Below are 25,220 nucleotides of genomic sequence, written 5' to 3' on the forward strand. Positions count from 1 at the left end.
GTGGCGACCCTCCACCCGCAACTGCGCGAACTGCTCGACTTCGGCCGCCCCGGCGCGGACGCAGCTCTCGCGGAACTGGCCGGCACGGTCAGCGAGTTCGACACCGACTCCACCGGCCGGGGCGATTCCTACCGCCGGGCCCAGCGGGACACGCTCGTCCGCTGGACCGGCATGCGGCGGCTGCTGGACCTCGCCACCCCGGACGCCGCCGCCCCGGTCACGCTCATTCTCGACGTGCTCGGCGGCGACGGCACTGTGGCCCGCGCCGCGAGCAGCCAGTCCGCCTGCTTCGAGTCCAAACTGGCGTTCATCACCGGCGACCTGTCCGGCCACATGGTCGACAAGGCGCTCGCCCACGGCCTGCCTGCCGTCCGTCAGGCCGCGCACTTCCTGTTCCTGCGCGACGCCGCTGTGGACGCGGTGCTGCTGGCGTACGGCACGCACCACATCCCGGCGGCCCGGCGGCCGCAGGCGGTGGCCGAGGCGGCCCGGGTGGTCCGGCCCGGCGGCCGGATCGTGCTGCACGACTTCGACGAGTCCAGCCCGATGGCCGGGTTCTTCGGCGAGGTGGTGCACCCGCACGCCGCCGGCGGCCACGACTACCGGCACTTCAGCCGCGCCGAGCTTACCGGCCTGTTCACCGCGGCCGGGCTGCCGGTACGCGTCGTCGACCTGTACGACCCGCTGATCGTGCGCGCCGACAGCGCCGAGTCCGCCTCCGCGGGCATGCGCGACTACGTCGGCGACATGTACGGCGTGCGCGACTACTTCGCCACGCTCACCGATGACGAGGTGTGGGGGCTGCTGACCCGCCACTTCGACCACACCGGCTACCTGGCCGGGATCGGTCGCGACGACGTGCCGGCCCGTCCGCTGGTCTACCGGGCCGACGGGCAGTTCGTCGCCGAGGTGCCCCGGATGGCGATCGTCGCGGTCGCGACGAGGACGCGGTGACCGCTGTGACCGGCCCGCGCTACCTGACCGACCTGGTGCACCGGCCCACCGGCGCCGACGGCGACCGGCCCGCGATCGTCGGACCGGACGGCGAGGTGAGCTACTCCGCGCTGTGGGAGCGGGTCGGCGCGACGGCCGAGCTGCTGCGCCGCGCCCGCGTGCGGCCGGGTGACCTGGTGGGCCTGTACCTGCACCGGTCCGCCGACTACGTGACGTCGTTGCTCGCGACGCTGGCGGTGGGCGCGGTGGCGGTGCCGGTCGACCCCGAGCTGCCGTCGGGCCGGGCCGAGCAGATGCTCGCCGCGGCGGCGCCCCGGCTCGTCCTGTACGCCGACCGTCCGCCCGCCGTCGCCGCGCCCGCGTCCACCGGTTGGCGGGACGTGCGTACCGCGCGGGCCGGGTCGCCGGCCGACCTGACCGATCGCACCGGCTGGCTGCCGCCGGGCGAGCACGCCGCGCTGGTGCTGTTCACCTCCGGCTCCACCGGCCGGCCGAAGGGTGTCGTGCTGCACCACGCCGGGCTGGTCAACCGGCTGGCCTGGGGCCACGGCCGGTTCGGTTTCACCGCCGACGACCGGGTGCTGCACAAGGCGTCGATCGGGTTCGACGCGTCGGTACACGAGATCCTCTCCCCGCTGATCGCGGGCGGCACCGTGGTCGTCGCCGGGCCGGGCCTGCAGTTCGACAGCCTCGGGCTGGTCCGGCTGATCCAGCGGGAGGCGGTCACCACCGCGCACTTCGTACCGACCATGCTGCGGCACGTGCTCGACGAGCCGGAGTTCGCCGGCTGCGTCACGCTGCGCCGGGTGCTGTGCGGCGGCGAGGCGCTGGACATGCGGCTGGTCCGGCGGTTACGCGAGGTGCTGCCGTGCGGGCTGTTCAACGGGTACGGCCCGAGCGAGACCTCGATCAACGTGTCCTACTGGGACTGCGCCGAGCCGTACGCGGGCAGCATCGCCCCGATCGGCCGGATCATCGACGGCGTCACCGCCCACGTGCTCGACGACGACCTGCACCCGGTGCCCGAGGGCGGGACCGGCGAGCTGTGGATCGGCGGGGTCGCGGTCGGGCTGGGCTACCTGCGCGACGACGAGCGGACGGCGGAGCGCTTCCGCCCCGACCCGGCGCGGCCGGGCGCGCGGCTCTACCGCACCGGTGACCTGGTTCGGGTCGCACCGCAGGGTTTCCTGGAGTTCCGTGGCCGGGCCGACGACCAGGTCAAGATCCGGGGGGTCCGGGTGGAGCCGGGCGAGGTGGCCGCCGTGCTGCGCGAGCATCCAGCCGTGCACGACGCGGTGGTGGTGACCGTCCCGGACACCGACGACGGCCCCCGCCTGGTCGGCTACGTGGTGCCGCAGCCCCGGCAGGCCCCGGCGGTCGGCGGGCTGCCGCGGTTCCCGCTACCCAACGGCATGGCGGTCACCGCGGCGTCGCCGGACGAGGCGGTCTTCCTCTACCGGCAGATCTTCGACCAGGCCGAGTACGCGCGTTTCGGCGTCCGCGTCGGTGACGGTGCGGTCGTCCTCGACGTCGGCGCCAACATCGGACTGTTCTCGCTCTGGGCGTCCCGGCAGGCGCGCGACGTGCGGCTGGTGGCGGTCGAGCCGAACCCGGACACACTGCCGTACCTGCGCGCCAACCTCGGCCTCTACGCCGGGTCCGCGTCGGTCGTCGAGGCCGCCGTGACCGATGCGGCGGGCACCGCCGAGCTGACCTCGTTCCCCGAGCTGAGCTACCTGTCCGGCCTCGGCGCCGACCGGGCCGGCGCCGCCTCCGACCTGGTCCGGTCGCACTACCGCCACGGCGGCGGCGACGCCGACGAGACCGAACAGGCGGCGCTCCTGGCCGACGCCCGCCGCCGCCTCGCCCCGGTGGCGCACGTGGTGCCGACCGTGACGCTGTCGGACCTGCTGGACCGTTTCGGGCTGGACCGCGTCGACCTGCTGAAGGTCAACACCGAGGGCGCCGAGCTGAGCGTGCTGCGCGGGCTGCGCCCCGAGCACTGGCCCCGTATTCGCCAGGTCTGCCTGGAGGTCGAACGCAGCAGCGTGACCACCCCGCTGGTACGCGAGCTGCTGTGCGCGGCAGGGTTCGAGGTCCACGACATCGGCGACTGGAACGTCGGCGCGGACGCCGACGTCAGCTACGTCTACGCCGTACGGCCGCAGGAACCGCCACCGGCGGCGACGCCCCGGGACGAGCCCGCCGACCACCTGCTGACCACCGGGCTGCTCCAGGGCTACCTGGCCTCGGCGCTGCCGCCCGCGATGCGCCCGGACCAGATCGTCCTGGTCGACCGGCTGCCCCGCCTGCCCAACGGCAAGGTCGCGCGGCTGGAGCTGCCACCGCCACCGTCCCGGCCCGCCGGGATCGCGGCGGAACCCGGCGACGGCGCCCTCACCGACCGGCTGCGCGAGGCGTGGCGGGCCACGCTCGGCGTCGACGCGGTGCACGACGACGACACGTTCGTCGCGCTCGGCGGGCACTCGCTGACCGCGCTGCGGATGGCGCTGCGGGTACGGGAGATGGCCGGGCTGGAGGTGTCCCCGGCGAGCTGCCTGCGCGCCGGATCGTTCGCCGACTGGGTCGACCGGGTCACGGAGGCGGGACGCGATGTCAGCCCGGTCCGCTGACGCGCGGCACGTCGTCGTGGTGGGCGCCGGCCGGCTGGCCCGCTCGCTGTGCCACGCCCTGGCGGCGACGCACACCCCGGCGCCGCTGCGCGTGACGGTCCTGGCCCGCGACCCGGACGCGGCCCACGCGCTCGCCCGCGCCGCGCGGGTGCGCGCCACAGTCGCCGGCACCCCCGTCGCCGTCACCGCCCGGCCGTTCACCGCCGAACCCGGCGCCGACCCGGGGGAGGGGTACGCCGCCGACGCCGCCTCGATGGCCCGGCTCCGGCCCGACGTGCTGGTCTGCGCCGCGTCCGCGCAGTCGCCGTACGAGCGGGCGGCGGCGCCGTCGGCCTGGACGGACCTGATCGCCGCGGCCGGCTTCGGGGTGACGCTGGCGTTGCAGGCCGAGCTGGTGTCCCGGCTGGCCGCCGCGCTGGCCGGCGGCGCACCCGGCGCGACGCTCGTCAACGGGGCGTTCCCGGACGCGGTCAACCCGCTGCTCGCCGCGCTGGACCTGCCGGTGCGCTGCGGCATCGGCAACGTGGCGACGCTCGCCGTGTGCCTGGACGCCGCGCTCGGCCGTCCCGGCCCGCGCCGGCTGGCGGTGCTCGGCCATCACGCCCACCTCGCCGCGCCCGGCCCGGACGACGACGACACCGCCGAGGTACGCGCCTGGCTGGACGGCCGGCCCGTCCCGGACGTCACCGGGCTGCTCGCCGGCTACCGCGCGCTGCCCCGGCCGGAGCTGAACGCGCTCGCCGGGCACGCCGGGGCCGCCCTGGTGGCGGCGCTCGCCACCGGCGACGAGGTGACGGCGAGCCTGCCCGGGCCACTGGGACTGCCGGGCGGCTATCCGGTCCGGCTCGCCGGGGGCCGGACCGAGCTGCGGCTGCCCGCCGAGCTGCCGGTGGCGCAGGCGGTCGCCTGGAACACCGCCGCCGGGCGCCGCGACGGCGTCGAGGTCGGTGGCGGCCACGTCCGCTACCCGGAGCGCGCCCGGGCGGCACTGGCGGCGTACCGGCCCGACCTGGCCGGCGGCTGGCACGCGGGCGAGCTGCCCGAGATCGCCTGCCGGTTCACCGCCCTGCGTGACCATCTGCGAACGGTGCCGCCGGCGCCGGCCCGGAGTGTGTTGGAGGAAGCCCGATGACCGTGACCACCCCGGCCACCCGCAACATGATCACCGACTACTACGACGTCATCGCGTCGGCGGTGCGCCGGTGCGGCGCGGTCCCCGGCGACGCGCCCGGCACGCCCGGCTTCGCGCCCGGCTTCGACCTGCCCGAGCTGACCCCCGCGGTACGCGAGTTCTACGCCGCCGCCACGGTCAGCTGGTCCCCGCTGGGCCACTACGGCGGGCACGACCTGACGATGCTCGACCTGACCGCCAACCCGGGCACCCGCACCACGAAGACATTCGCCTCGATGGTGATCGTCGCCCGGGCGGTGGAGCACATCCGGCGTACCGGTGAGCGGCTGTGCATCGTCACCCCGACCTCCGGCAACAAGGGCGTCGCGCTGCGCGACTCGGTGGCCCGCGCGTACGCGGCCGGGCTGGTGACCCCGGAGCAGCTGTCCATCGTGGTGCTGGCCCCGGCGGCGACCCGGCACAAGTTCCGCCACGACGCGCTCGCCGCCGATCCCGCGACCCGTGCGGTGAACCCGCTGCTGCGGTACACCGGCGCGGACCCGGAGGGCGTGAAGGCGCTCGGCCGCGCGTTCGTCGACGAGTACGCCGCCACCGCGTACGACAAGCACGGCGTCACCCTCTGGTACACCCTCGACCTGCGCAACTACCTGGTCGCCGACGCCGCCCGGGCCGCCTTCGAGGCCGACGTGTCGCCGGCCACCGGCTCGCGCTGGCACGCGCACGCCGTGTCCAGCGCGTTCGGCCTGCTCGGCTACAACCTGGGCCGCGACGTACTGGAGGCGGCCGGCGACGCCGACCCGGCCGACCGGCCCGGTTTCCTGCTCGTGCAGCACCTCGGCACGCCGGACATGGTGCTCAGCCTGCGCCACGGTTCGTTCGAGCGGGACCACTGCCCGGCGTACACGTTCGACGAGAGCCGGGGCGTCTGGACGCAGGACGCCGACCTGCGCTTCCCGGCCGTCACCGACGACCCGGCCGAGGTGCTCGACCCGACGTTCTACACGCACCGCCCGGTGACCTCCCCGGCCATGAACGCACTCATCGAACGGCACGGCGGCGACGGCATCGTGGTGTCGCGGCGCGAGTGCGTCCGGCGCTACCCGGTCGCCCGGCAGTGGCTCGCCGACGCCGGTCTGACCCTGCCCGAGGATCCGGCCCGGCTGCGGGAGTGGTCGATCCTGATGGCGCTGACCGGCGTCTGCAACGCCGTCGACCGGGGCCTGGTCCCGGCCGGGCACGAGATCGTGGTGCACGGCACCGGCAGCTACTGCGACGACTTCCGGATCGCCGAGGCGGACGCCGAGGTGTCCACGCTCGCCGACGTGGTCGCCGCCGCCCTGGACCAGCGGTGAGCCCGTCTCCGCAGCCGCTCGGCCTGCCGCCGCGGTTCGCCGCCCGGGCGCGCGCCGCGGGCGCCGACCCGGCCGCCGTCGTCCTCACCGCCACGGCTCTGGTGGTACGCCGGTACACCGGATCCCCCGTGGTGACGCTGCGGCACGGCGGCGACCCGGTGACGCTCGACCTGACCGCCGACGCGCCGATCCGGGAGTTGTGCCGCTCGGTGCGCCCGGCGTCGCCGGACCACCCGGTCGACGCCACTGTCGAGGTGCGCCCCGGCCTGGCTGGCGTCACCGTGTCCGGGCTGCCCGCCGCGTACGCCGACGACCTCCGCGCCGACCTGGCCGACGTCCTGTCCACGCTGGACCCGGACGCCTCGTCGGCGGGGGTGCTGCCGTCGGCCCGCTACGAGCGGCGTCCGGCCCCGGACCTGTGGCGGCTGCACGGCGGCGACGGCACCGAGGCCGGCCGGGTATGCGGCGACACCATCCCGGCCGCGTTCGCCGCGGCGGTGCGGGCGTACCCGGAGCGGCCGGCGGTGCTCGCCGACGACGCGACGGTGACCTACCGGGAACTCGGTGCGGCAGTGGCCGCGACCGCCGAAGCGCTGGCCGGGCCGGGTGACGTCGCGGCGCCGGTGGCGGTGCTGTGCCGCCACGGCGTCGCCACGATCACCGGCATCCTGGCGGCGCTGGCGTCGGGGTCGCCGTACGTGCCGCTGGACCCGGCGTACCCGGCGGCCCGGCTGGCCGCGATGCTGCGCGACGCAGGCGTCCGGGCGATCGTCGCGGACCCCGGCCACGAAGAGCGGGCCGCCGCGCTCGCGGCCGACGCCGGGCTGGAGCTGCCGGTGGTGTCGTTGCGCCGGGGCGAGGCCGGCGTGCCGGTGCCGGCCGGGCCCGCGCGCCCGGACGACCCGGCGTACGTGCTCTACACCTCCGGGTCCACCGGGAAGCCGAAGGGCGTGGTGCAGAGTCACCGCAACGTGCTGTTCGGTGTCCGCAACCACGTGCGCAACTTCGCCCTCCGGCCGGACGACCGCACGAGCGTGCTCACCTCGTTCGGCTACGACATGGCGGTCACCGACACGTTCAGCGCGCTGCTGTCCGGCGCCGCCGCCGTCCCGGTCGACGTCCGCACGCACGGCCTCGGCCATCTCACCGGCGCGCTCGCCGACCGGGGCGTCACCGTCTACCACTCCACCCCCACCGTCTTCCGGTACGTGGTGGCGAGCCTCGGCGAGCACGGGCGACTGCCGTCGGTCCGCGCCGTCGTCCTCGGCGGCGAGGAGGTCACCCGGCACGACGTGACGCTGGCCCGGCGGGCGTTCGCGCCGGGCGTGGTGTTCGTCAACGGGTACGGCACCACCGAGATCAGCTTCGCCGCGCAGCACCACCTGCCGCCGGACGCCGACCCGGGGCGCGCAGTCGTGCCGATCGGGCACCCGCTGCCGGGCGTCGAGGTGGTGCTGACCGACCCGGCCGGACGTCCCGCCTGCCTCACCGGCGAGGTGGTCGTGCGGACCCCGCACGTCGCGCTCGGATATCTGGGCCTGCCGGAGCTGACCGCGGCCCGGTTCACCGAGTACGACGGGGTGCGCGCGTACCGGACCGGGGACATCGCGCGGCGGCTGCCCGACGGCACGCTCGTCTACCTGGGCCGCGGCGACCGGATGGTGAAGATCCGCGGCTACCGGGTGGAGCTGGGCGAGATCGATGCGTGCCTGGCGGCGCAGCCCGGCGTGGCCCACGCGGCGGTGGTGGCGCGGCGAGGCGCGTCCGGCGCTGGCGAGCAGGAGATCGTCGCGTACGTGGTCGCCGCCGCCGGGACTGTCGTCGAGCCGTCGGCGCTGCGGGAACGGCTGGCCGCCGTGCTGCCGGACTTCATGGTGCCCCGGGCGGTGGTGGCGGTGCCGGAGCTGCCGATCGGGCCGACCGGCAAGCTCGACCAGGCCGCCCTGCCCGACCCGGACGCCGGAGGACCGGACGCTGGAGTACCGGTCACCTCCGGGCCGCCGGCCGGGCCGGTCGAGCAGGCCATCGCGGCGGGCTGGTGCGCGGTGCTCGGACTGCCCACAGTGGATCGTCTGGTGAACTTCTTCGAGGCGGGCGGGCACTCGCTCCAGCTCGCCCTGGTGCAGGGGTACCTGGAGGAACACCTCGGCCGCCGGGTGCCGCTGGCCCGGCTGGTGGAGTTCCCGACCGTGGCGGCGCTGGCCGCGTACCTGGAGACGTCAGGGGACGCTGCGGGCGTACCGGAGGACGGCCGGCTGGCCGCGGTCGGACGCCGGATGGCCCGTCGCGCCGCCGCGCGGGCCGCGGGCGGTGGGGAGGGACGGGCGTGAGCGCGGACGAGCGGATCGCGGTGGTGGGCCTGTCCTGCCGGGTCCCCGGCGCGGACGACGCGCAGGCGCTGTGGCGCAACCTGCTGTCCGGGGTGGACTCGGTGCGCCGGACCCCGGCCGGCGAGGGCGTGCCGGGCGGACCGGACTGGGTACCGGCGTTCGGCCGGCTCGACGACCTGGAGGGTTTCGACGCGGACCTGTTCGGCTATCCCGCCGAGGCGGCGGCGCTGCTCGACCCGCAGCACCGGCTGTTCCTGGAGGTCGCCTGGCACGCCCTGGAGGACGCCGGGATCGACCCGGACCGCGACCCGGCCCAGATCGGCGTGTTCGCCGGATGCGCGCCCAACCGCTACCTGCACCACCACCTGCTCGGCAACCCCGCGCTGGCACCGGCGGCGGGCACGCTCGCCGAGGACTGGGACGATGCGCTGACCGGTTCCGGCTGCGACTACCTGCCGACGCGGACCGCGTTCGCGCTGGGGCTGTCCGGCCCGGCCGTGGCGGTCCAGACCGCCTGCTCGACAGCGCTCGTCGCGGTGTGCCAGGCCGGGCAGAGCCTGCTGGACTACCGCTGCGACGTGGCGATAGCGGGCGGCGCGGCGGTGGTGTCCACCCGGCAGGCCGGGTACCGGCTGCGGCCGGGCGGGCTGCTGGCCACCGACGGGATCTGCCGCCCGTACGACGCCGCCGCCACCGGGCAGGTGTTCGGCAACGGCGCCGGGGCGGTGGTGCTCAAGCGGCTCGCCGACGCCCGCGCCGACGGCGACCACGTGTACGCCGTGCTCGCCGGGTGGGCGGTGAACAACGACGGCGCCGACCGGCCCGGCTTCACCGTGCCGGGCGTGTCCGGGCAGGCGGCGGTGCTGGCGGAGGCGCTGGCGTCGGTGGGCTGGGACGCGGCCGACGTGGGTTACCTGGAGGGGCACGGCACCGGCACGCCGGTCGGCGACGCGATCGAGGTGGACGCGCTGGCCCGGGTACGCCGGGGCGCCCGCGCGCCGCTGCTGCTCGGCTCGGTGAAGGGCAACCTCGGCAACCTGGACGCGGCGGCAGGCGTGCTCTCGCTGATCAAGGCCGTGTACGCGGTCCGCACCGGGCAGGTGCCGGGTACCGCGCACTTCACCGCCGCGCACGGCGACATCGACCTGGCCGCAGCGGGTGCCGAAGTCGGCGCGGAGACCCGGCCGTGGACGGGGGAGCGACGCGCGGGCGTCAGCTCGTTCGGCCTCGGCGGCACCAACGCGCACGTACTCGTCGAGCCCGCGCCCGCGACGGACGAGCCGGACGCCGGGGCACCCGGCCCGGTGGTGCTGGGACTGTCCGCGGGCAGCCCGGCGGCGCTGCGGGAACTGGCCCGGCGGCTGGCCGTCCGGCTTGCCGACGGCGACCTGGCGGTGGCCGACGTGGCGCACACGCTCGCGGTGGGACGGCGGCGGCTGGCGTACCGGGACGCGGTCGCCTGCGCCGACGCGGGGGAGGCGGTGCGCCGGCTGACCGCGCTCGCGGCCGGCGACCCGGCCTCCGACGACGACGCCGCAGTTCGCGCCTGGCGCGCCGGTGACGAGCCGGCCGTCCCGCCGGGCCGGCGGGTGCCGCTGCCCGGCTACCCGTTCCGGCGGACCCGGCACTGGATCGAGGCACCGCGATGACCGTCCGCGACGATCAGCGCGACCAGCGGGTCGGTCCCGAGCTGCCCTACCCGCAGGTGTGCCTGCCCGACCTGGTCGCGGCGCACGCCCGGCGGCGTCCCGGCGCCCCGGCCGTGGTGCAGGGCGACCTGACACTCAGCTACTCCGTCCTGGTCGGCCGGGCCGCCGCGCTCGCCGCGTCGCTGCGTGCCCACGGCATCGGCGCGGACGACCTCGTCGGCGTCTGCGTGGACCGCCGCCCGGACCTGGTGGTCGCGCTGCTCGGCGTGCAGACGGCCGGCGCCGGGTACGTCCCGCTCGACCCGGCGCTGCCGGCCGGACGGCTGCGGGAACTGGCCGCCGAGGCCCGCCTGCGTGTCGTCGTGGGTACGCCCGCCGCCGAGGCGTTCACCGGACGCACCGTGCTGGACGTCCCCACCGGCACCGCGCCCTGGCAGCCGACCCCGGCGACGCTCGGCACCACCGCGTACGCGATGTTCACCTCCGGGTCGACCGGGCAGCCCAAGGGCGCGGTGATCGAACACCGGGCGCTGACCGAGAAGATCACCTCGATCGCGGAGTTCTCCGGGTTCGACACGGCGACCCGGTGCCTGGCGTTCGCCTCGATCGGGTTCGACGCGTCGGTGGCCGACATGCTCGCCCCGCTCGCCGCCGGGGGCACCGTCGTGCTCGCCGGTGACGCCGAGCGGGCCGACCCGACCCGGCTCTACCGGATCTGCGCCGAGCAGGCAGTCGACGTGGTGGTGCTGCCGCCGCCGATCCTGCCGCTGCTGGACCCGGACCGGCTCTCCGGCGTGCGGCTGGTCGTCACCGGCGGCGAGGCCACCGGCCCGGAACAGGTCGGCCGCTGGACCGCCGGCGGGCGCCGCTTCATCAGCGTGTACGGCCCGACCGAGGCGACGGTGCTGGTGACCTGGTTCGAGGGCAGCGGCGACTGGACCCGGCCCATCCCGATCGGCCGGCCCGCCGCCAACCACCGCATCCACCTGGTCGACGACGAGCTGCGCGAGGTCGGCCCGGGGGAGATCGGCGAGGTGCTCGCCGGTGGTCCCGGGCTCGGCCGCGGATACCTGTTCGACGCCGCCCGCACGGCGGAACGGTTCCTCCCGGACCCGTTCTCCGGCAAGCCGGGGGAGCGCCTCTACCGCACCGGTGACCTGGCCCGGTGGCTGCCGGACGGGAGCCTGGAGTTCCTCGGCCGGGCCGACCGGCAGGTCAAGATCCGCGGGCAGCGGATCGAGCTGGGCGAGGTCGAGGCGGTGCTGCGCCGCCACCCGGACGTCGACCTGGCCAGCGTCCAGGTCCGCGCCGGCGCCGGCGGTCAGGAACTCGTCGCGTACGTGGCGACCGGCCTGGCCCCCGCCGAGCTGCGCGACTACTGCGCCCGGCTGCTGCCGCCCGCCGCCGTACCGGCCCGGATGCTCACCATGCCCGCGTTGCCGATCACCATCAACGGCAAGATCGACACCGAGCGGCTGGCCGCGCTCGACCTGGCCGGACCGGCTCACGTGCCGTCCGGCGAGCCGCCCGCCACCGACACCGAACGCCTCGTCGCGCAGGCGTGGGCGGCGCTGCTGGACGTCCCGGCGGTCGGCCGCGACGACGACTTCTTCCACCAGGGCGGGCACTCCATCACCGCCATGCGGCTGGTCGCCGACCTGCGCGAGCGGCTGGGCCGCGACCTCGCCATCGAGGACGTGCTGGTGGGGCGGACGCCACGCGGCATCGCCGCCCGCGCCGTCGCCGCCGCCGGAACCGGCCCGGCCGACGCCGCCGTCCGGGGACGGCCACCGGCGCTGTCCCCGGCGCAGCAGCGGCTGTGGTTCCTCGACCGCTACTTCCCGGCCGCCGCGTCCGCGTACAACGTCGCGTTCGCCGAACGGATCACCGGCCCGCTCGACGTGGCGGCGCTCGCCACGGCACTCACCGCCGTCGCGGACCGTCAGCAGATCCTGCGCTGGCGCATCCCGGAGCGCGACGGCGTGCCGTACGCGGTCGCCGACCCGTCCACACCGGTGCCGCTGCCGGTACGCGACCTCGCCCCGGGCACGGATCTTGCCGGTCACCTCGCCGCGAGCGCCGCCACGCCGTTCGCGCTGGACACCGACACGCTGTGGCGGGCCGAGCTGATCCGCACCGGCGCCGACGAGCACGTGCTGGCCGTGTACGCCCACCACGCCGTGTTCGACGGCTGGTCGCAGTCGCTGTTCTACGCCGACCTGGCCGCCGCGTACCGGGCCGCGCTCGGGGACGGGCCGCCGCTGCCGCCGCTGCCCGCCACGTACGGCGACTACGTGGCCTGGCGCGCCGACCGTGCCCGGCGCCGCGCCGCCGCCGACCTCGACTGGTGGCTGGACCACCTGACCGGGGCACCGGTCGTGCTGCGGCTCCCCGGTGGACGGGACCGGCCCGCCGAACAGACGTACACCAGCGCGACGGTGCGTACCCGGCTGGACCGGGCCGCCACTGCCGCGCTCACCGACCTCGCCGCCGGGCTCGGCGCGACCCCGGCGGCCGCCGTGCTCGCCGCGTTCGCGCTGGTGCTGGCCCGGCGTACCGGCCTGTCCGACCTGGTGGTCGGCACCCCCACCGTGGACCGGCGCGCCGCCGACTTCGAACCGATGGTCGGCTTCTTCATCGAGATCGCGCCGCTGCGGCTGCGCCGGACGCCCGGGGCCGGCTTCGCCGCGCACGTCCGCGCCGCCTGGGAGGAACTGCTCGCCGCGCTCGCCCACCCGGAGGCACCTGTCGAGCGCATCGTCGGCGGTCTCGGGCTGGGCGGCCTGCTCGACCGCAGCCCGCTGGTGCAGGTGCTGTTCAACATGTACACGTTCGACGAACCCCGCCTGGACCTGGCCGGCCTGCCCGCCGAGCCGGTGCCGGTGCCCGCGCCCGGCTCACCGTTCGACCTGACGCTCTACGGCATCACCCGGGACGGGCGGCTGCGCGTGGAGATCGTCTTCAACCCGGACGTCTACGGCGAGGCCCTGATCAGCGACGTGCTCGCCGACGTCGAGCGGTTGCTGCGGGCCGGCGCCGCCGACCCGGAGCGGCCGGTGGCCGAGCTGCCCGCCTGGACCGCCGTCCCGGCCGGGACGGCCGGCGACGTGCCCCGGGCCGCCCGCGTCACCCGGGCCGCGGGTCGCGCCGGGGTGCCCGCCGCCCGCCCGGCCACCGCCACCGAGCGGCGGATCGCCGCAGTCTGGTGCGACGTGCTCGGCGTACCGGAGGTGGCCGCCACGGACAGCTTCTTCGACGTCGGCGGCGGCTCGCTCGCGGTCGCCGTCGTGCAACGGCAGCTCAACCGGCTGCTCGGCACGAGCCTGCGGGTCGTGGACCTGTTCCACCACCCGACCGTCCGCGCGCTCGCCGCGCACCTGGACAGCCTCGGTGCGTCGTCGTCCGGCGAGGACGCCGAGGACGAGGCGGTGGAACGGGCCGCGCGCCGGGGCGCGCTGCGCCGCCAGCGGGTCCAGCGCCGCCCGGTGGTGGAGGAGGAGCCGCGGTGACGTACCTCGTCCCCCTCGGCGACACCGGCTGGTCGGTGTGGCGGGACGTGCTGCTGCGCAGCGCCGGGTTCCCCGCCGACGGACTGGACCGGTTCGCCGCGCCGTACTGCGCCGACACCGCCGACCGGCACCTCACCGGCGAGCTGGACGAGACGGCGTTCACCACCGCGTACGCCACCGCCGTCCGGGCGTCGTCGGCCACGCTGTGCGGGATCGCCGCCGACCCGCTGTTCCGCGAGGCCGTCGCCTGGCAGAACCCGGAGGCGCTGGTGGCGCTGGACGGGCTGCTCCGCGACGGCCCGGACGCACCCCGCAACGTGCGCCGCCGGGGCCGGGAGAACGTCGTCGCCGGGTACTGGCAGCGCTACGTCGCCAAGTGCGAGACCATCGGCTTCTTCGGGCCGGTGTGCTGGGGCACCGTGGCACCGGGCGCGCCCGGCGTCACCGCCGTGCCCGGCCCCGGGCTGCTCCGTCACCGTGCGGTCCACCTCGAACACTGGGCGCTCGCCGCGTACGCGGACCGGCTGGCCGCCGACCCGCAGGTCCGGCAGTGGCTCGCCCCGGTCCGGGCGCCGCACGTCCACCTGGCGGGCCGGGTCGTGCACCGGCCCGCCCAGCGCCCGGAACCGGTGTCGTTGAGCGAGTCGATCGCGCTGTGCCGGTGCGACGGCACCCGCCCGGCCCGGGACGTCGTCGACGACCTGGTGCGCGACGGGCAGACCGGCGTACGCCGCGCCGAGGAGGGGTTCCTGCTGCTCGCGCAGCTCGTCGAGCGAGGGCTGCTGCGCTGGGACTTCGACCTGCCGCAGGGATTCGCCGCGCAGGACCACCTGCGGGAGCGGATCGCGGCGATCGGCGATCCGGAGTGCCGCGCGCGGGCGCTGGCCGGGCTGGACCGGCTGGCCGCCGCCCGGACCCGGGTCGCCGACGCCGCCGGTGACCCGGCCGCGCTCACCGGCGCGCTGTCCGCGCTGGACGCCGAGTTCACCGCGCTCACCGGGCTGCCGCCGCGCCGCCGGGCCGGGCAGAACTACGCCGGGCGGGCGCTGTGCCACGAGGAGACCGCACGCGACGTGGACCTCACCGTCGGCGGCGGCCTGCTCGACTCCCTGGCCCCGGCGCTGGACCTGCCGCTGCGGGCGGCGCGCTGGCTCACCGCCGAACTGGCCACGGCGTACGGCGACGCGCTGCGCGACCTGTACGACGACCTCAGTGGCGACGGGCCGGTCCGGCTCGGTGACCTGTGGTTCGTCGCGCAGGGGCCGCTGTTCGGGCCCGGTGACCGGCCGGTGGACCGGGTCGCGGCCGAGTTCGCCGCCCGTTGGGAGCGGGTGCTCGGACTGGCCGGACTGCCCGAGGGGACGGCCCGGGTGGAGTTCGGCGCGGCGGAGCTGGCGCCCCTGGTGGCCGACGAGTTCCCGGCGACCCGCCCCGGCTGGAGCGCGGGCCGGGTGCACAGCCCCGACCTGCAACTGTTCGCCGAGTCACCCGAGGCGCTGGCCGCCGGTGAGGTCGGGGCGGTGCTCGGCGAGCTGCACGCCGCGTATGCCACGTTCAACGCCGAGCTGTTCACGCACTGCCACCCCGACGTGGACCGGCTGCGGCGCGCGTACGTGGCCGACCTGGGCCCGGGACGGCTGCGCCCGCTCTACCCGGTCGACTTCCCCCGCGTCGGCGGGCGGCTGTCCGCGTCCCTGCACGGGCCGGACGACCACCGGCTCGCGTTCGCCGACGCGCCCGGCGCGCCGCGCGACCGGCTCGTGCCGGCCAACGCGGCGATCGTGTCCGAGGTGGACGGTGCGCTGGTGGCGACCGGCCCGGACGGCACGCGCTGGCCGCTGGTCGAGGTGTTCTCCGACCTGATCGCGGTGCACGCGGGCGACGCGTTCAAGCTGATGACCGACCGCCCGCACAGCCCCCGGGTGACAGTCGACCGGCTGGTGCTGGCGCGGGAGACCTGGCGCACCACTGTCGGGGCGACCGGCCTGGCCGACGCCGTCGACCAGGCGCGGCGCTACCTCGCGGTACGCCGCTGGCGGGCCGCGCTGGGCCTGCCGGAGCGGGTCTTCGTCCGGGTGGCCACCGAACTGAAGCCCACCTACGCGGACCTGACCAGCCCGCTCTACGCCAACCGGCTCTGCCTGCTGCTGCGCGCCGCCCGGCGGGCCGGCGGCGACGACGTGGCGGTGACCGTGTCGGAGCTGCTGCCCGCGCTCGGGCAGGCGTGGTTGCCCGACCGCGCGGGCCGCCGCTACGTCAGCGAACTGCGCCTGCACATCAGCGATTCGGCCGAGCCGGAGGTCATGGCGTGAACGAGACAGTGGAGCCGATCGCGATCGTCGGGCTCAGCCTGCGCGTACCGGGAGCGGCGTCGGCGGACGAGTTCTGGCGCAACCTGGTCGTCGGCGCCGAGTCGCTCACCCGGTTCACCCGCGCGGAGCTCCTTGCCCGGGGCGTCCCGGCGGAGCAGCTCGACGACCCGGCGTACGTGCCGGTGGCCGCTGTGCTCGACGGCGTGGACCGGTTCGACGCGGAGCTGTTCGGGCTGAGCCCCCGCGACGCGGAGCTGACCGACCCGCAGCAGCGGCTGTTCCTGGAACACGCGCACGCCGCGCTCACCGACGCGGGCTGCGACCCGGCCCGCTACGACGGCGAGATCGGCGTGTACGCGGGCGGCAACGCCGACCTGTACCAGTGGCTCAACGTCCGGCGGAACCCGCGGGCGCTCGCGGACGCCGGTGAGCTGCGCGTGTCGCTCGGCAACAAGCCGGACTACCTGGCCAGCACGGTCGCGTTCCGCCTCGGCCTGCGCGGCCCGGCGATGACGGTGCAGACCGCCTGCTCGTCGTCGCTCGTCGCGGTGCACCTGGCCGCCGAGGCGCTGCGCAGCGGCGAGTGCGACACGGCGCTCGCCGGCGGTGTGTGCGTGGAACTGCCGCACGGCGTCGGGTACGTCGCCGACGAGGGCTACACCTCCGCCGACGGGCACTGCCGCCCGTTCGACGCGGACGCCGACGGCACCGTCTACGGCAGCGGCGTCGGCGTGGTGGTGCTCAAGCGGCTCTCCGACGCGCTCGCCGACGGTGACGACATCCGGGCGCTGGTCATCGGCAACGCGGTGAACAACGACGGTTCGGCCAAGGCGAGCTTCACCGCGCCGAGCGTCACCGGTCAGGTGGAGGTGGTCACGCAGGCGCTCGCGGTGGCCGGCGTCGCCCCGCGTTCGGTCGGCTACGTGGAGGCGCACGGCACCGGCACCGTCCTCGGCGACTCGATCGAGCTGGCGGCGCTGAGCACGGCGTACGGGCGGCGGATCGCCGAGCGGGGCTGGTGCGGCGTCGGCTCCACGAAGGCCAACATCGGTCACCTCAGCGCGGCCGGCGGCGTGATCGGCCTGATCAAGACCGTGCTGTCGATGCGGCACCGGCTCATCCCGCCCACCGTCAACCACGACCGGCCGCACCCGGACGTCGACATCGAGGCGAGCCCGTTCTACGTGGTGTCCACGCTGACCAAGTGGGAGCCGGAGGACCAGCGACCGCTGCGGGCCGGCGTCAGCTCGCTCGGCCTCGGCGGCACCAACGCGCACCTGGTGCTCCAGGAGGCGCCGCCGCGCGTACCCCCGGAGCCGGATCACGGCGGCGGCGAGCTGCTCCAGGTGTCCGCCGCGACCCCCGACGCGCTGGCCGCCGCGTGTGCCCGGCTGGCCGAGCGGCTCACCGGCGCGCCCGAGGTGGAGCTGCGCGACGTGGCCCACACGCTGCGGGAGGGCCGGCCGGCCTACCGGCACCGGGCCGCCGTCGTCGCCGTCGACCGGGCCCGGGCGGCGGCGGCGCTCACCGACCCGAAGCGCCGGGCCGCCGGGGACGCCGCGACGCCGCCCCGGCTGGGCCTGCTCCTGCCCGGCCAGGGCGCGCAGCACCCCGGCATGGGCGCGCACCTGGCCGCGACCGAGCCGGTGTTCGCCGCCGCCGTGGACGAGTGCGCCGCGATCCTCGGCTGGGACGCGAACGAGATGATCTTCGACGCCGGACCCGGCGCGGACGAACGGCTGGCCGGACCGGCGGTGGCGCAGCCCGCGCTGTTCGCCGTCGAGTACGCGCTGGCGACGCTGTGGCGGCACTGGGGCGTCACGCCCGCCGCGATGATCGGCCACTCCGTCGGCGAACTGGTCGCCGCCACGGTGGCCGGGGTGTTCGACCTGCCGGACGCGCTGCGGCTCGCCACCGCCCGGGGCCGTCTCGTGCAGGCCGCACCGGAGGGCCGGATGCTCGCCGTGCAGCGCGGCGCCGACGAGATCACGCCACTGCTGCCCGACGGCGTGGCGGTAGCGATCAGCAACGGCCCGCACACCTGCGTGGTGGGCGGCGCGCCGGCACCGGTCGCCGCCGCCGAGGAGCTCCTGCGCGAACGCGGCATCGGCTGCACGCCGCTGCGGTCGCCGTACGCGATGCACGTGCCGCTGCTGGCGGCGGTGCGCGACGAGTTCGCGGCGCTCGTGGCGGCGGTGCCGCGCCGGGTGCCGGACCTGCCGGTGTTCTCGGCCGCGACCGCCGCGCCGTTCACCGACGAGCAGATCACCGACCCGGCATACTGGGCCGACCAGCTGTGCCGGCCGGTGCGGTTCGGCGCCACTGTGGCCGCGCTGGGGGCGACCGGCGCCGCCGACGACTGGCTGCTGCTGGAGTGCGGCCCCGGCCGGCAGCTCGCCGGGCTCGCCCGGCTCAGCCTGCCGCAGGGGGCCCGGGCGCCGCTGCGCACGCTGCCCGCGCCGGGGGAGCGGCTGACCGACAGGCAGACCGCGTACGAGGCGGCGGGCCGGCTGTGGACGGCCGGGGTGCCGGTGCGGCTGCCCGCCTCCGGCACGCCGCGCCGGGTGCCGCTGCCCGGCTACCCGTACCAGCGCGCCCGGTACTGGATCGACCCGGAACCGGTGGCCGCGCCCGCCGAACCGGCCACCGACGAGCGGTACGACGACGGCGTGGTCGAGGTGCCGGTCTGGCGCCAGATGCCCGACACCGCACCCGTCGAGGCGCCCGCCCCGCTGCTGCTGTTCGCCGCCGGTGAGCGCGGCACGGCGCTCGCGGCCCGGCTGCGCGAGCGCGGCGCGGACGTCACGGTGGTACGCCCCGGACCGGCCTTCGCGGTCCGCCCGGACGGCTACCGGCTGCGCCCGGCCGGCGTCGCCGACCACCAGCGCCTGCTCGACGAGTGCGCCGACGACGGCCGGGCCGCCCGGATCGTGCACGCGTGGGCGCTCGACGGCGACCCGGCCGGCCCGGACGCCGACGCCGTGGCGGCGGCCCAGGAACACGGGTACCTCGCGCTGCTGACGCTGCTGGAGGCGCTGCCGGCCGCCGACGTGGCGCTGGACGTGGTGACCGCCGGGACGGCCGACGTGACCGGCGCCGACCTGCTGCGCCCGGAACACGCCACGGTCGCCGGGGTGGTGCGTGCGGTGCCGCTGGAACGTCCGGGCCTGCGCTGCCACTGGGTCGACGCCGACCCGGCCGAGCCGGGTGCGGACGCGCTGGCGGACGAACTGCTCGGTGCCGAGCGGGCCGAGGCGGTCGCGCTGCGGCTGGGCGGGCGACGCTGGACGCGCGGGTTCTCGGCGGCGCCGGCGCGCCGGCGTACCGGCCCGGCACTGCGCGACGGCGGGCGCTACCTGATCACCGGCGGACTGGGCCGGATCGGCGGGGCGTTCGCCGCCGAACTGGCCCGCCGGGGCGCCCGGCTGGTGCTGGTCGGCCGGACCGCCCGGCCGGACCTGGTCGAGCCGCTGGAACGGGCCGGGGCGCAGGTCCGCCACGTGCGCGCCGACGTGACAGACGTGGCCGCGCTGCGGGCGGTACGCGCCGACATCGAGGACGACCTCGGCGGACTCGACGGCATCGTGCACGCCGCGCGGCTGCCCGACACCGGGCTGTCCACCGGGTCGCGGCCGGCCGAGGCGACCGCCGAACTGCTGCCGAAGGTCACCGGCGCGCTGGCGCTGCGCGCGGTCTTCGGCGATCTGCCGCTCGACTTCGTGCTGCTCAGCTCCTCGGTCACCGCGCTCGCCGGTGGCCTGGGCCGCGCCGACGACACGGCCGCCAACGCGTTCCTCGACGCGTACGCGCGCAGCCCGCACGGCTGGCGGGCGCCGGTGCTGTCGGTGGCCTGGGGCGCGTGGCGGGAGGAGGGCGTACCCGACCACGACGGGCTGGCCCCGGACGCGGCGGTACGCGCGGCGTGCCGGGCCCTCGCCGAGGGGCGGACCGGCTCGGTGGCGGTCGGCGCCTACACGGTGGAGGCGGTCGCCGGGCACGAGCGGCGGCTCGCCGCGGCCACGGCCGCCACCGCCTCGACGGTGACCGCCACCGACGGCGACCTGCAGGACACCGTAGCCCGGATCTGGCGCGACGTGCTGGGCGTGGCCGAGGTCGGCCCGCACGACGACTTCTTCCGGCTCGGCGGCACCTCGCTCGTGGCCGCGCAACTGGTGCTGCGGATCCGGCAGGCGGTGGGCGCCCGGCTGTCCATGCGGGTGCTGTTCGACGCGCCCACCGTCGCGGCGATGGCCGCCCGGATCGAGTCGCTGCGCGCCGCCCCGTCCGCCTCCGCACCGGCCGAGGCGCCCATCCCGCGCCTGCGCCGACCGGGACGGCCGGGATGACCGAGTCACGCCACGACGTCACGCCGGTGGACGACGTCTACACCGTTCCCGCCTCGTACGCCCAGGAGCGGGTCTGGTTCACCGCCCAGCTCAGCCCCGGGCAGCCGCTGTTCACCATGACCGACGCGGTCACCCTGCCGGCGGGCGCCGGGCCGGAGCAGGCGCTCGCCGCGCTGCGGACGGTCACCGACCGGCACGAGGCCATGCGCACCACGCTGCGCCTGCACGACGGACGGCTCTACCAGGACATCCACCCCACGGTCCCGGTGGAGCTGCCGGTCACCGACCTGTCCGCGCTGCCCGAGCCGGAGCGGGACGCCGCCCGCGCCCGGATCGTCGCCGAGTACGCAGGTCTCGACCTGCCGATGGACGCGGCCCCGCTGTGGCGGGCCCGGCTGCTGCGGCTCGACCAGCACACCTGGTGGCTGCTGTTCGCCGGGCACCACGTCGTCCTCGACGGCACCTCCCTGCTCCACCTGCGCGCCGAGCTGACCGAGCTGTGCGCCGCCGCCGTCGCGGGCCGCGCGCCGGACCTGCCCGAGCTGCCGATCCAGTACGCCGACTACGCGGCCTGGGAGCGCGACCGCCTCGACGGCCCCCGGTGGGACGAGCTGCGCGACCACTGGCGGGAGGCGCTGACCGGCCTGCCGGCAGTGCACGCGCTGACCACCGACCGGCCGCGCCCGGCGACGCTCACGTTCGACGGCGCCGACGTCCGCCGTACGCTGCCCGGCGACGTGACTGCGGCGCTGCCGGAGCTGTCCCAGCAGGCCGCCGCGACCCCGTTCATGGTGCAGCTGGCCGCCTACGTGGCGCTGCTGCACCGGCTGTCCGGAAGCGACGACGTGGTGGTCGGCATGCCGGTGGCCGGCCGCGACCGGGCCGAGCTGGAACCGCTGCTCGGCATGTTCATGAACATGCTGGTGCTGCGCGTCGACGTGTCGGGCGATCCACCGTTCCTGACTCTCGTCCGCCGGGTCCGCCGGGTCGTGCTCGACGCCTGGGACCACCAGGACATGCCGTTCCAGAAGCTCGTCGAGGAGCTTGCGGTACGACGCGACCCGGGCGTGCCGCCGCTCTACCAGCTCACGTTCCACCACCTGCCTACCGGCCGGGGCGAGGCGTTCGGCGGAGCCATGGACGACCTGTCGCTGGAGATCGCCGGGGACGAGCTGCGGCTGGAGTACCGCACCGCGCTGTTCGAGCGCGCCGCGATGGAGGCGTTCGCGGACCGTTACCTGCTGCTGTTCGCCGCCGCGGTGGCGGCGCCCCGGACCCGGGTGAGCGCGTTGCCGGTCATGCCGGACGCCGAGCACGCGGCGGTCGTGACCGGCTGGAACGCCACCGCCGCCCCGGTTCGCCGGACCACGCTGGCGGAGCTGTTCGACGCCCAGGCCCGGCGCACGCCCGACGCGGTCGCGCTGGTCGACGGCGACACCCGGATGACGTACGCGCAGTTGTCCGACGCCGCCGAGCAGGTGGCGTCGCGCCTGGTCGCGCACGGCGTGGGACCGGAGTCGGTGGTCGCGATCCACGAGCCCCGCTCCCGCCGCCTGATCGCCGGGCTGCTCGGCATCCACCGGGCCGGCGCGGCGTACCTGCCGCTGGACCCGGACCACCCGCCGCAGCGGCTCGCCTTCATGCTCGCCGACGCCGGGGCCGGGGTGCTGCTCGCCGACGAGCTGCCCGACGGGCTTACCGTCCCGGGCACCGTGCTGCCGCTGACCGCGCCGGACCGGCCGCTTACCGCCGGTGGCACTGCCGCCGGGCCGGGGAACGCGGCGTACGTGATCTACACCTCGGGCTCCACCGGGCGGCCGAAGGGCGTGGTCAACGAGCACGCCGCGATCGTCAACCGGCTCGACTGGATGCAGGACGCCTTCGCGCTCGGACCGGACGACGTGGTGCTGCACAAGACGCCGATCGGATTCGACGTGTCGGTGTGGGAGGTGTTCTGGCCGCTGCTCGTGGGCGCGCGGCTGGTGCTCGCCGCGCCGGGCGGGCACCGCGACCCGGCGTACCTGCGGGAGCTGATCGAGCGGGAGCGGATCACCACCGTCCACTTCGTGCCGTCGATGCTCGACGCGTTCCTGTCCACGGCCGACCCGGCCCGCTGCGGGTCGCTGCGGCGGATCGTGTGCAGCGGCGAGGAACTGCCCGCGGACCTGGCCCGCCGCGCCGTGGCCGCGATCCCGTCGGCGGCGCTGCACAACCTGTACGGACCCACCGAGGCGGCGATCGACGTCACCGCCTGGGCGGCCACGCCCGACGCGCTGGCCGTCGTGACCCGGGTGCCGATCGGCGGGCCGATCCGCAACGTCCGCACGTACGTGCTCGACGAGGCGATGCGCCCGGTCCCGGCCGGCGTGGCCGGGCAGCTGCACCTCGGCGGCGTGCAGGTGGCCCGCGGCTACCTGAACCGCCCCGGACTCACCGCCGCCTCGTTCGTCCCCGACCCGTTCGGCGAACCCGGCGGCCGGCTGTACGCCACCGGCGACCTGGCCCGCTGGCGTACCGACGGGACGCTGGAGTTCCTCGGCCGCATCGACGACCAGGTGAAACTGCGGGGCCTGCGGATCGAGCTGGGGGAGATCGCCGCGGTGCTGCGTGAACAGCCGGGCGTCGGCTCCGCCGCCGTCGTCGTGCGCGGCGCCACGCCCGCCGAGCAGCGCCTCGTGGCGTACCTGACGGGGGAGGCCCCGGACCCGGCGGAGCTGCGGGCGGCGCTGAAGCGGCGGCTGCCGGAGTACATGGTGCCGTCGGCGTTCGTGACGCTCGACGCGCTGCCGCTGTCCGCCAACGGCAAACTCGACACCGCCGCGCTGCCCGCACCCTCGTCCGGTGTCGCCCCCGCGCAGCGCCGACCCCCGGTGACCCCGGTCGAGCAGACGGTGGCCGCCACCTGGTGCGACGTACTGGGCGTGCCCGAGGTCGGCCTGGACGACGATTTCTTCGAGCTGGGCGGGCACTCGCTGCTGGCGATCCGGATGCTGGCGCTGCTGCGCGAGGCGTACGGGCAGGTCGACGTCGGAGTGATGGACGTGTTCGCGCACCCGACGGTGCAGGGGCTGGCCGCGCTGATCGACGCCCCGGCGGACGGGGACCGGCAGCGTCCGCTGCTGTACGAGCTGACCCGGCCGGTCCCGGCGGACCAGCGGGTGCGCTCGTACGTGTGCGTGCCGTACGGCGGCGGGCTCGCCAGCATCTACCAGCCGCTCGCGGACGCGCTGCCGGCCGGGCACACCCTGTTCTCCGTGGCGGTCCCCGGCCACGACGTCGGCGTCCGCGACACCGAGCTGCCCTTCGACGAGCTGGTCGAGCGGTGCGTGGCCGAGATCCAGGAGCGGGTGGACGGCCCGCTGGTCCTGTACGGCCACTGCGTCGGCGGCGCGCTGCTGACCGGCATCGCCCGGCGGCTGCACGAGCGGGGGCGCCCGATCGAGGCGATCTACGCCGGGGGCGTGTTCCCGACCGCCCGGCCGGACAACATGCTCGGCCGGCTCGTCGACTGGGCCGACTCGCGGGGCGCGGACCGGCGGTACGAGACGTTCCTGCGCTCGATCGGCGCGGAACTGGCCGACCTGGACCCGGCGCAGGTCGACCGGTTCGTCCACCACGTCCGCCGGGAGGCCGCCGAGGCGCAGGAGCGGTTCACCGAGTGGCTGGACGGCGAACCGGTCCGGGTGCCCGCACCGGTGATCTCCGTCGTCGGCACCCACGACGTGCTCACCGAGTACTACGAGGAGCGGTACCGCGAGTGGAGCTTCCTCGGCGAGTCGACAGCGCTCGTGGTGCTCGACGAGGCCGGGCACTACTTCGTCAAGCAGCGGGCCGAGGCGCTCGCCGAGGTGCTGACCCGCACCCATCCCCGGCTCGCCGAGCCGTCCGCCGCGCCGCGACAGCTCGCCGGTGACGGCTGGGCACTGGCGGCCACCAGCACCGATCCGGTCACCGCCGAGACCGGCGTCCAACCGGGCGTACGCCGGTTCCTGGCGATCACCGCCAGCCAGCTCATCTCGTCGACCGGGTCGGCGCTGACCCAGTGGGCGGTGCCGGTCTGGGTCTACCTGGAGACCGGGTCGATGCTGTGGTTCGGCCTGTCCGGGGTGATCGCGTACCTGCCGGCGCTGCTGACGCTGCCGGTCGCCGGCGCGGTCGCGGACCGGTTCGACAGGCGCCGGGTGCTGCTGGCGGCGTGCGCGACGGCGGTGACAGCGGAGGCGCTGCTGGCTCTGCTGCTGTGGACCGACCGGCTGGGGCTGGCGGCCGTCTACACGCTCGTGTGCGTGCTCGGCGCGGCGTCGGTGTTCCAACGCATCACCTACCTGGCCGCGATCCCGCAGGTGGTGCCGAAGCGCTACCTGGGGCACGCCAACGGCATCGCGCAGCTCGCGGTCGGGCTCAGCTCGCTCGCGGTGCCGCTGCTGGCTGCGGGCCTGCTCGCCGCGATCGGCCTGGCCGGCGTCCTGGTGATCGACATCGTGAGTTACGTGGTGGCGATCGGTGTGCTGGCCGCGGTGCGGTTCCCCGACCTGCTCGGCCGGCGGCGCAAGGAGCCGTTCCTGGCCGAGCTGATCGGCGGCGCGCGGATGACGTGGGCCGAGCCGGGCTTCCGGGCCATGCTGGGCTTCTTCTCGCTCTACAACCTGTGCCTGGCGAGCCTGCTGCTGGTGCCGCCGATGGTGCTCGCGTTCGGCACGATGGGCCAGGTCGGCACCGTGGCGTTCGCCGAGGCGCTCGGCGCCGTCCTCGGCGGACTCGCCATCGCCGTGTGGGGCGGCCCGACCCGGCGCCGGATGCCCGCGCTGATCGCCATCGCGTTCGGCGTGGCGGTCAGCCTGGTGCTCAGCGGCGTCCGCCCGAGCCTGCTGCTGGTGGCGCTCGGCAGCTTCGGCGTGGGGCTGGGCCTGGGCCTGCACAACGGCATCTACCTGTCGATCATCCAGGTGAAGGTGCCGCAGCGGTTCCACGGCCGGGTGCTGGCGATCATCCAGACGCTGACC

Annotated in this window: 10 protein-coding genes (1 of these 10 running past the window's edge); all 10 read left to right on the top strand. The window is 76.3% G+C overall.

The genetic code is table 11. The annotated features are described in order from the left end of the window. Tightly spaced (each overlapping or abutting the next), the 10 genes in view from SM452_RS22355 to SM452_RS22400 form a layout consistent with a single transcriptional unit that may run on beyond the window. On the top strand, positions 1 to 954 hold the full coding sequence (locus tag SM452_RS22355) for a class I SAM-dependent methyltransferase (RefSeq protein ID WP_463840613.1): 954 nt from the start codon (positions 1 to 3) through the stop codon (positions 952 to 954). Continuing rightward, positions 951 to 3,587 (top strand): amino acid adenylation domain-containing protein, encoded by a 2,637-nt coding sequence (locus tag SM452_RS22360; protein WP_463840614.1) that lies wholly within the window; start codon positions 951 to 953, stop codon positions 3,585 to 3,587. Before SM452_RS22355 ends, SM452_RS22360 begins: the two co-directional genes overlap by 4 nt. Next, positions 3,568 to 4,719 (top strand): potassium transporter TrkA, encoded by a 1,152-nt coding sequence (locus SM452_RS22365; protein ID WP_463840615.1) that lies wholly within the window; start codon positions 3,568 to 3,570, stop codon positions 4,717 to 4,719. The genes SM452_RS22360 and SM452_RS22365 overlap by 20 nt, the downstream gene beginning before the upstream one ends. Continuing rightward, positions 4,716 to 6,071, top strand: coding sequence for a DUF6002 family protein (locus SM452_RS22370; RefSeq protein ID WP_463840616.1), 1,356 nt, complete (start codon positions 4,716 to 4,718; stop codon positions 6,069 to 6,071). The genes SM452_RS22365 and SM452_RS22370 overlap by 4 nt, the downstream gene beginning before the upstream one ends. Continuing rightward, positions 6,068 to 8,401, top strand: a complete 2,334-nt coding sequence (locus SM452_RS22375) for a non-ribosomal peptide synthetase (RefSeq protein WP_463840617.1) — start codon at positions 6,068 to 6,070, stop codon at positions 8,399 to 8,401. The genes SM452_RS22370 and SM452_RS22375 overlap by 4 nt, the downstream gene beginning before the upstream one ends. Next, complete coding sequence (locus SM452_RS22380) at positions 8,398 to 10,050, top strand: beta-ketoacyl synthase N-terminal-like domain-containing protein (RefSeq protein ID WP_269696710.1); 1,653 nt, start codon at positions 8,398 to 8,400, stop codon at positions 10,048 to 10,050. Before SM452_RS22375 ends, SM452_RS22380 begins: the two co-directional genes overlap by 4 nt. After that, on the top strand, positions 10,047 to 13,559 hold the full coding sequence (locus tag SM452_RS22385) for an amino acid adenylation domain-containing protein (RefSeq protein WP_463840618.1): 3,513 nt from the start codon (positions 10,047 to 10,049) through the stop codon (positions 13,557 to 13,559). The genes SM452_RS22380 and SM452_RS22385 overlap by 4 nt, the downstream gene beginning before the upstream one ends. Continuing rightward, complete coding sequence (locus tag SM452_RS22390; protein WP_463840619.1) at positions 13,556 to 15,871, top strand: lantibiotic dehydratase; 2,316 nt, start codon at positions 13,556 to 13,558, stop codon at positions 15,869 to 15,871. The genes SM452_RS22385 and SM452_RS22390 overlap by 4 nt, the downstream gene beginning before the upstream one ends. Continuing rightward, positions 15,868 to 20,217 (top strand): type I polyketide synthase, encoded by a 4,350-nt coding sequence (locus SM452_RS22395; protein ID WP_463840620.1) that lies wholly within the window; start codon positions 15,868 to 15,870, stop codon positions 20,215 to 20,217. The genes SM452_RS22390 and SM452_RS22395 overlap by 4 nt, the downstream gene beginning before the upstream one ends. Next, on the top strand, positions 20,214 to 25,220 hold the 5' portion of the coding sequence (locus SM452_RS22400; RefSeq protein ID WP_463840621.1) for a non-ribosomal peptide synthetase/MFS transporter. The gene runs 291 nt beyond the window's last position; 5,007 of the gene's 5,298 nt are visible here — the first part of the coding sequence; its start codon is at positions 20,214 to 20,216; the stop codon falls past the right edge of the window. The genes SM452_RS22395 and SM452_RS22400 overlap by 4 nt, the downstream gene beginning before the upstream one ends.

It is taken from the genome of Micromonospora sp. SYSU B005 (assembly GCF_055362685.1).

What these genes read in the sequence shown, in the direction of transcription:
- SM452_RS22385 (WP_463840618.1), top strand. Translation starts at nt 10,047, where the DNA reads ATGACCGTCCGCGACGATCAGCGCGACCAGCGGGTCGGTCCCGAGCTG.
- SM452_RS22365 (WP_463840615.1), top strand. Translation starts at nt 3,568, where the DNA reads ATGTCAGCCCGGTCCGCTGACGCGCGGCACGTCGTCGTGGTGGGCGCC.
- SM452_RS22370 (WP_463840616.1), top strand. Translation starts at nt 4,716, where the DNA reads ATGACCGTGACCACCCCGGCCACCCGCAACATGATCACCGACTACTAC.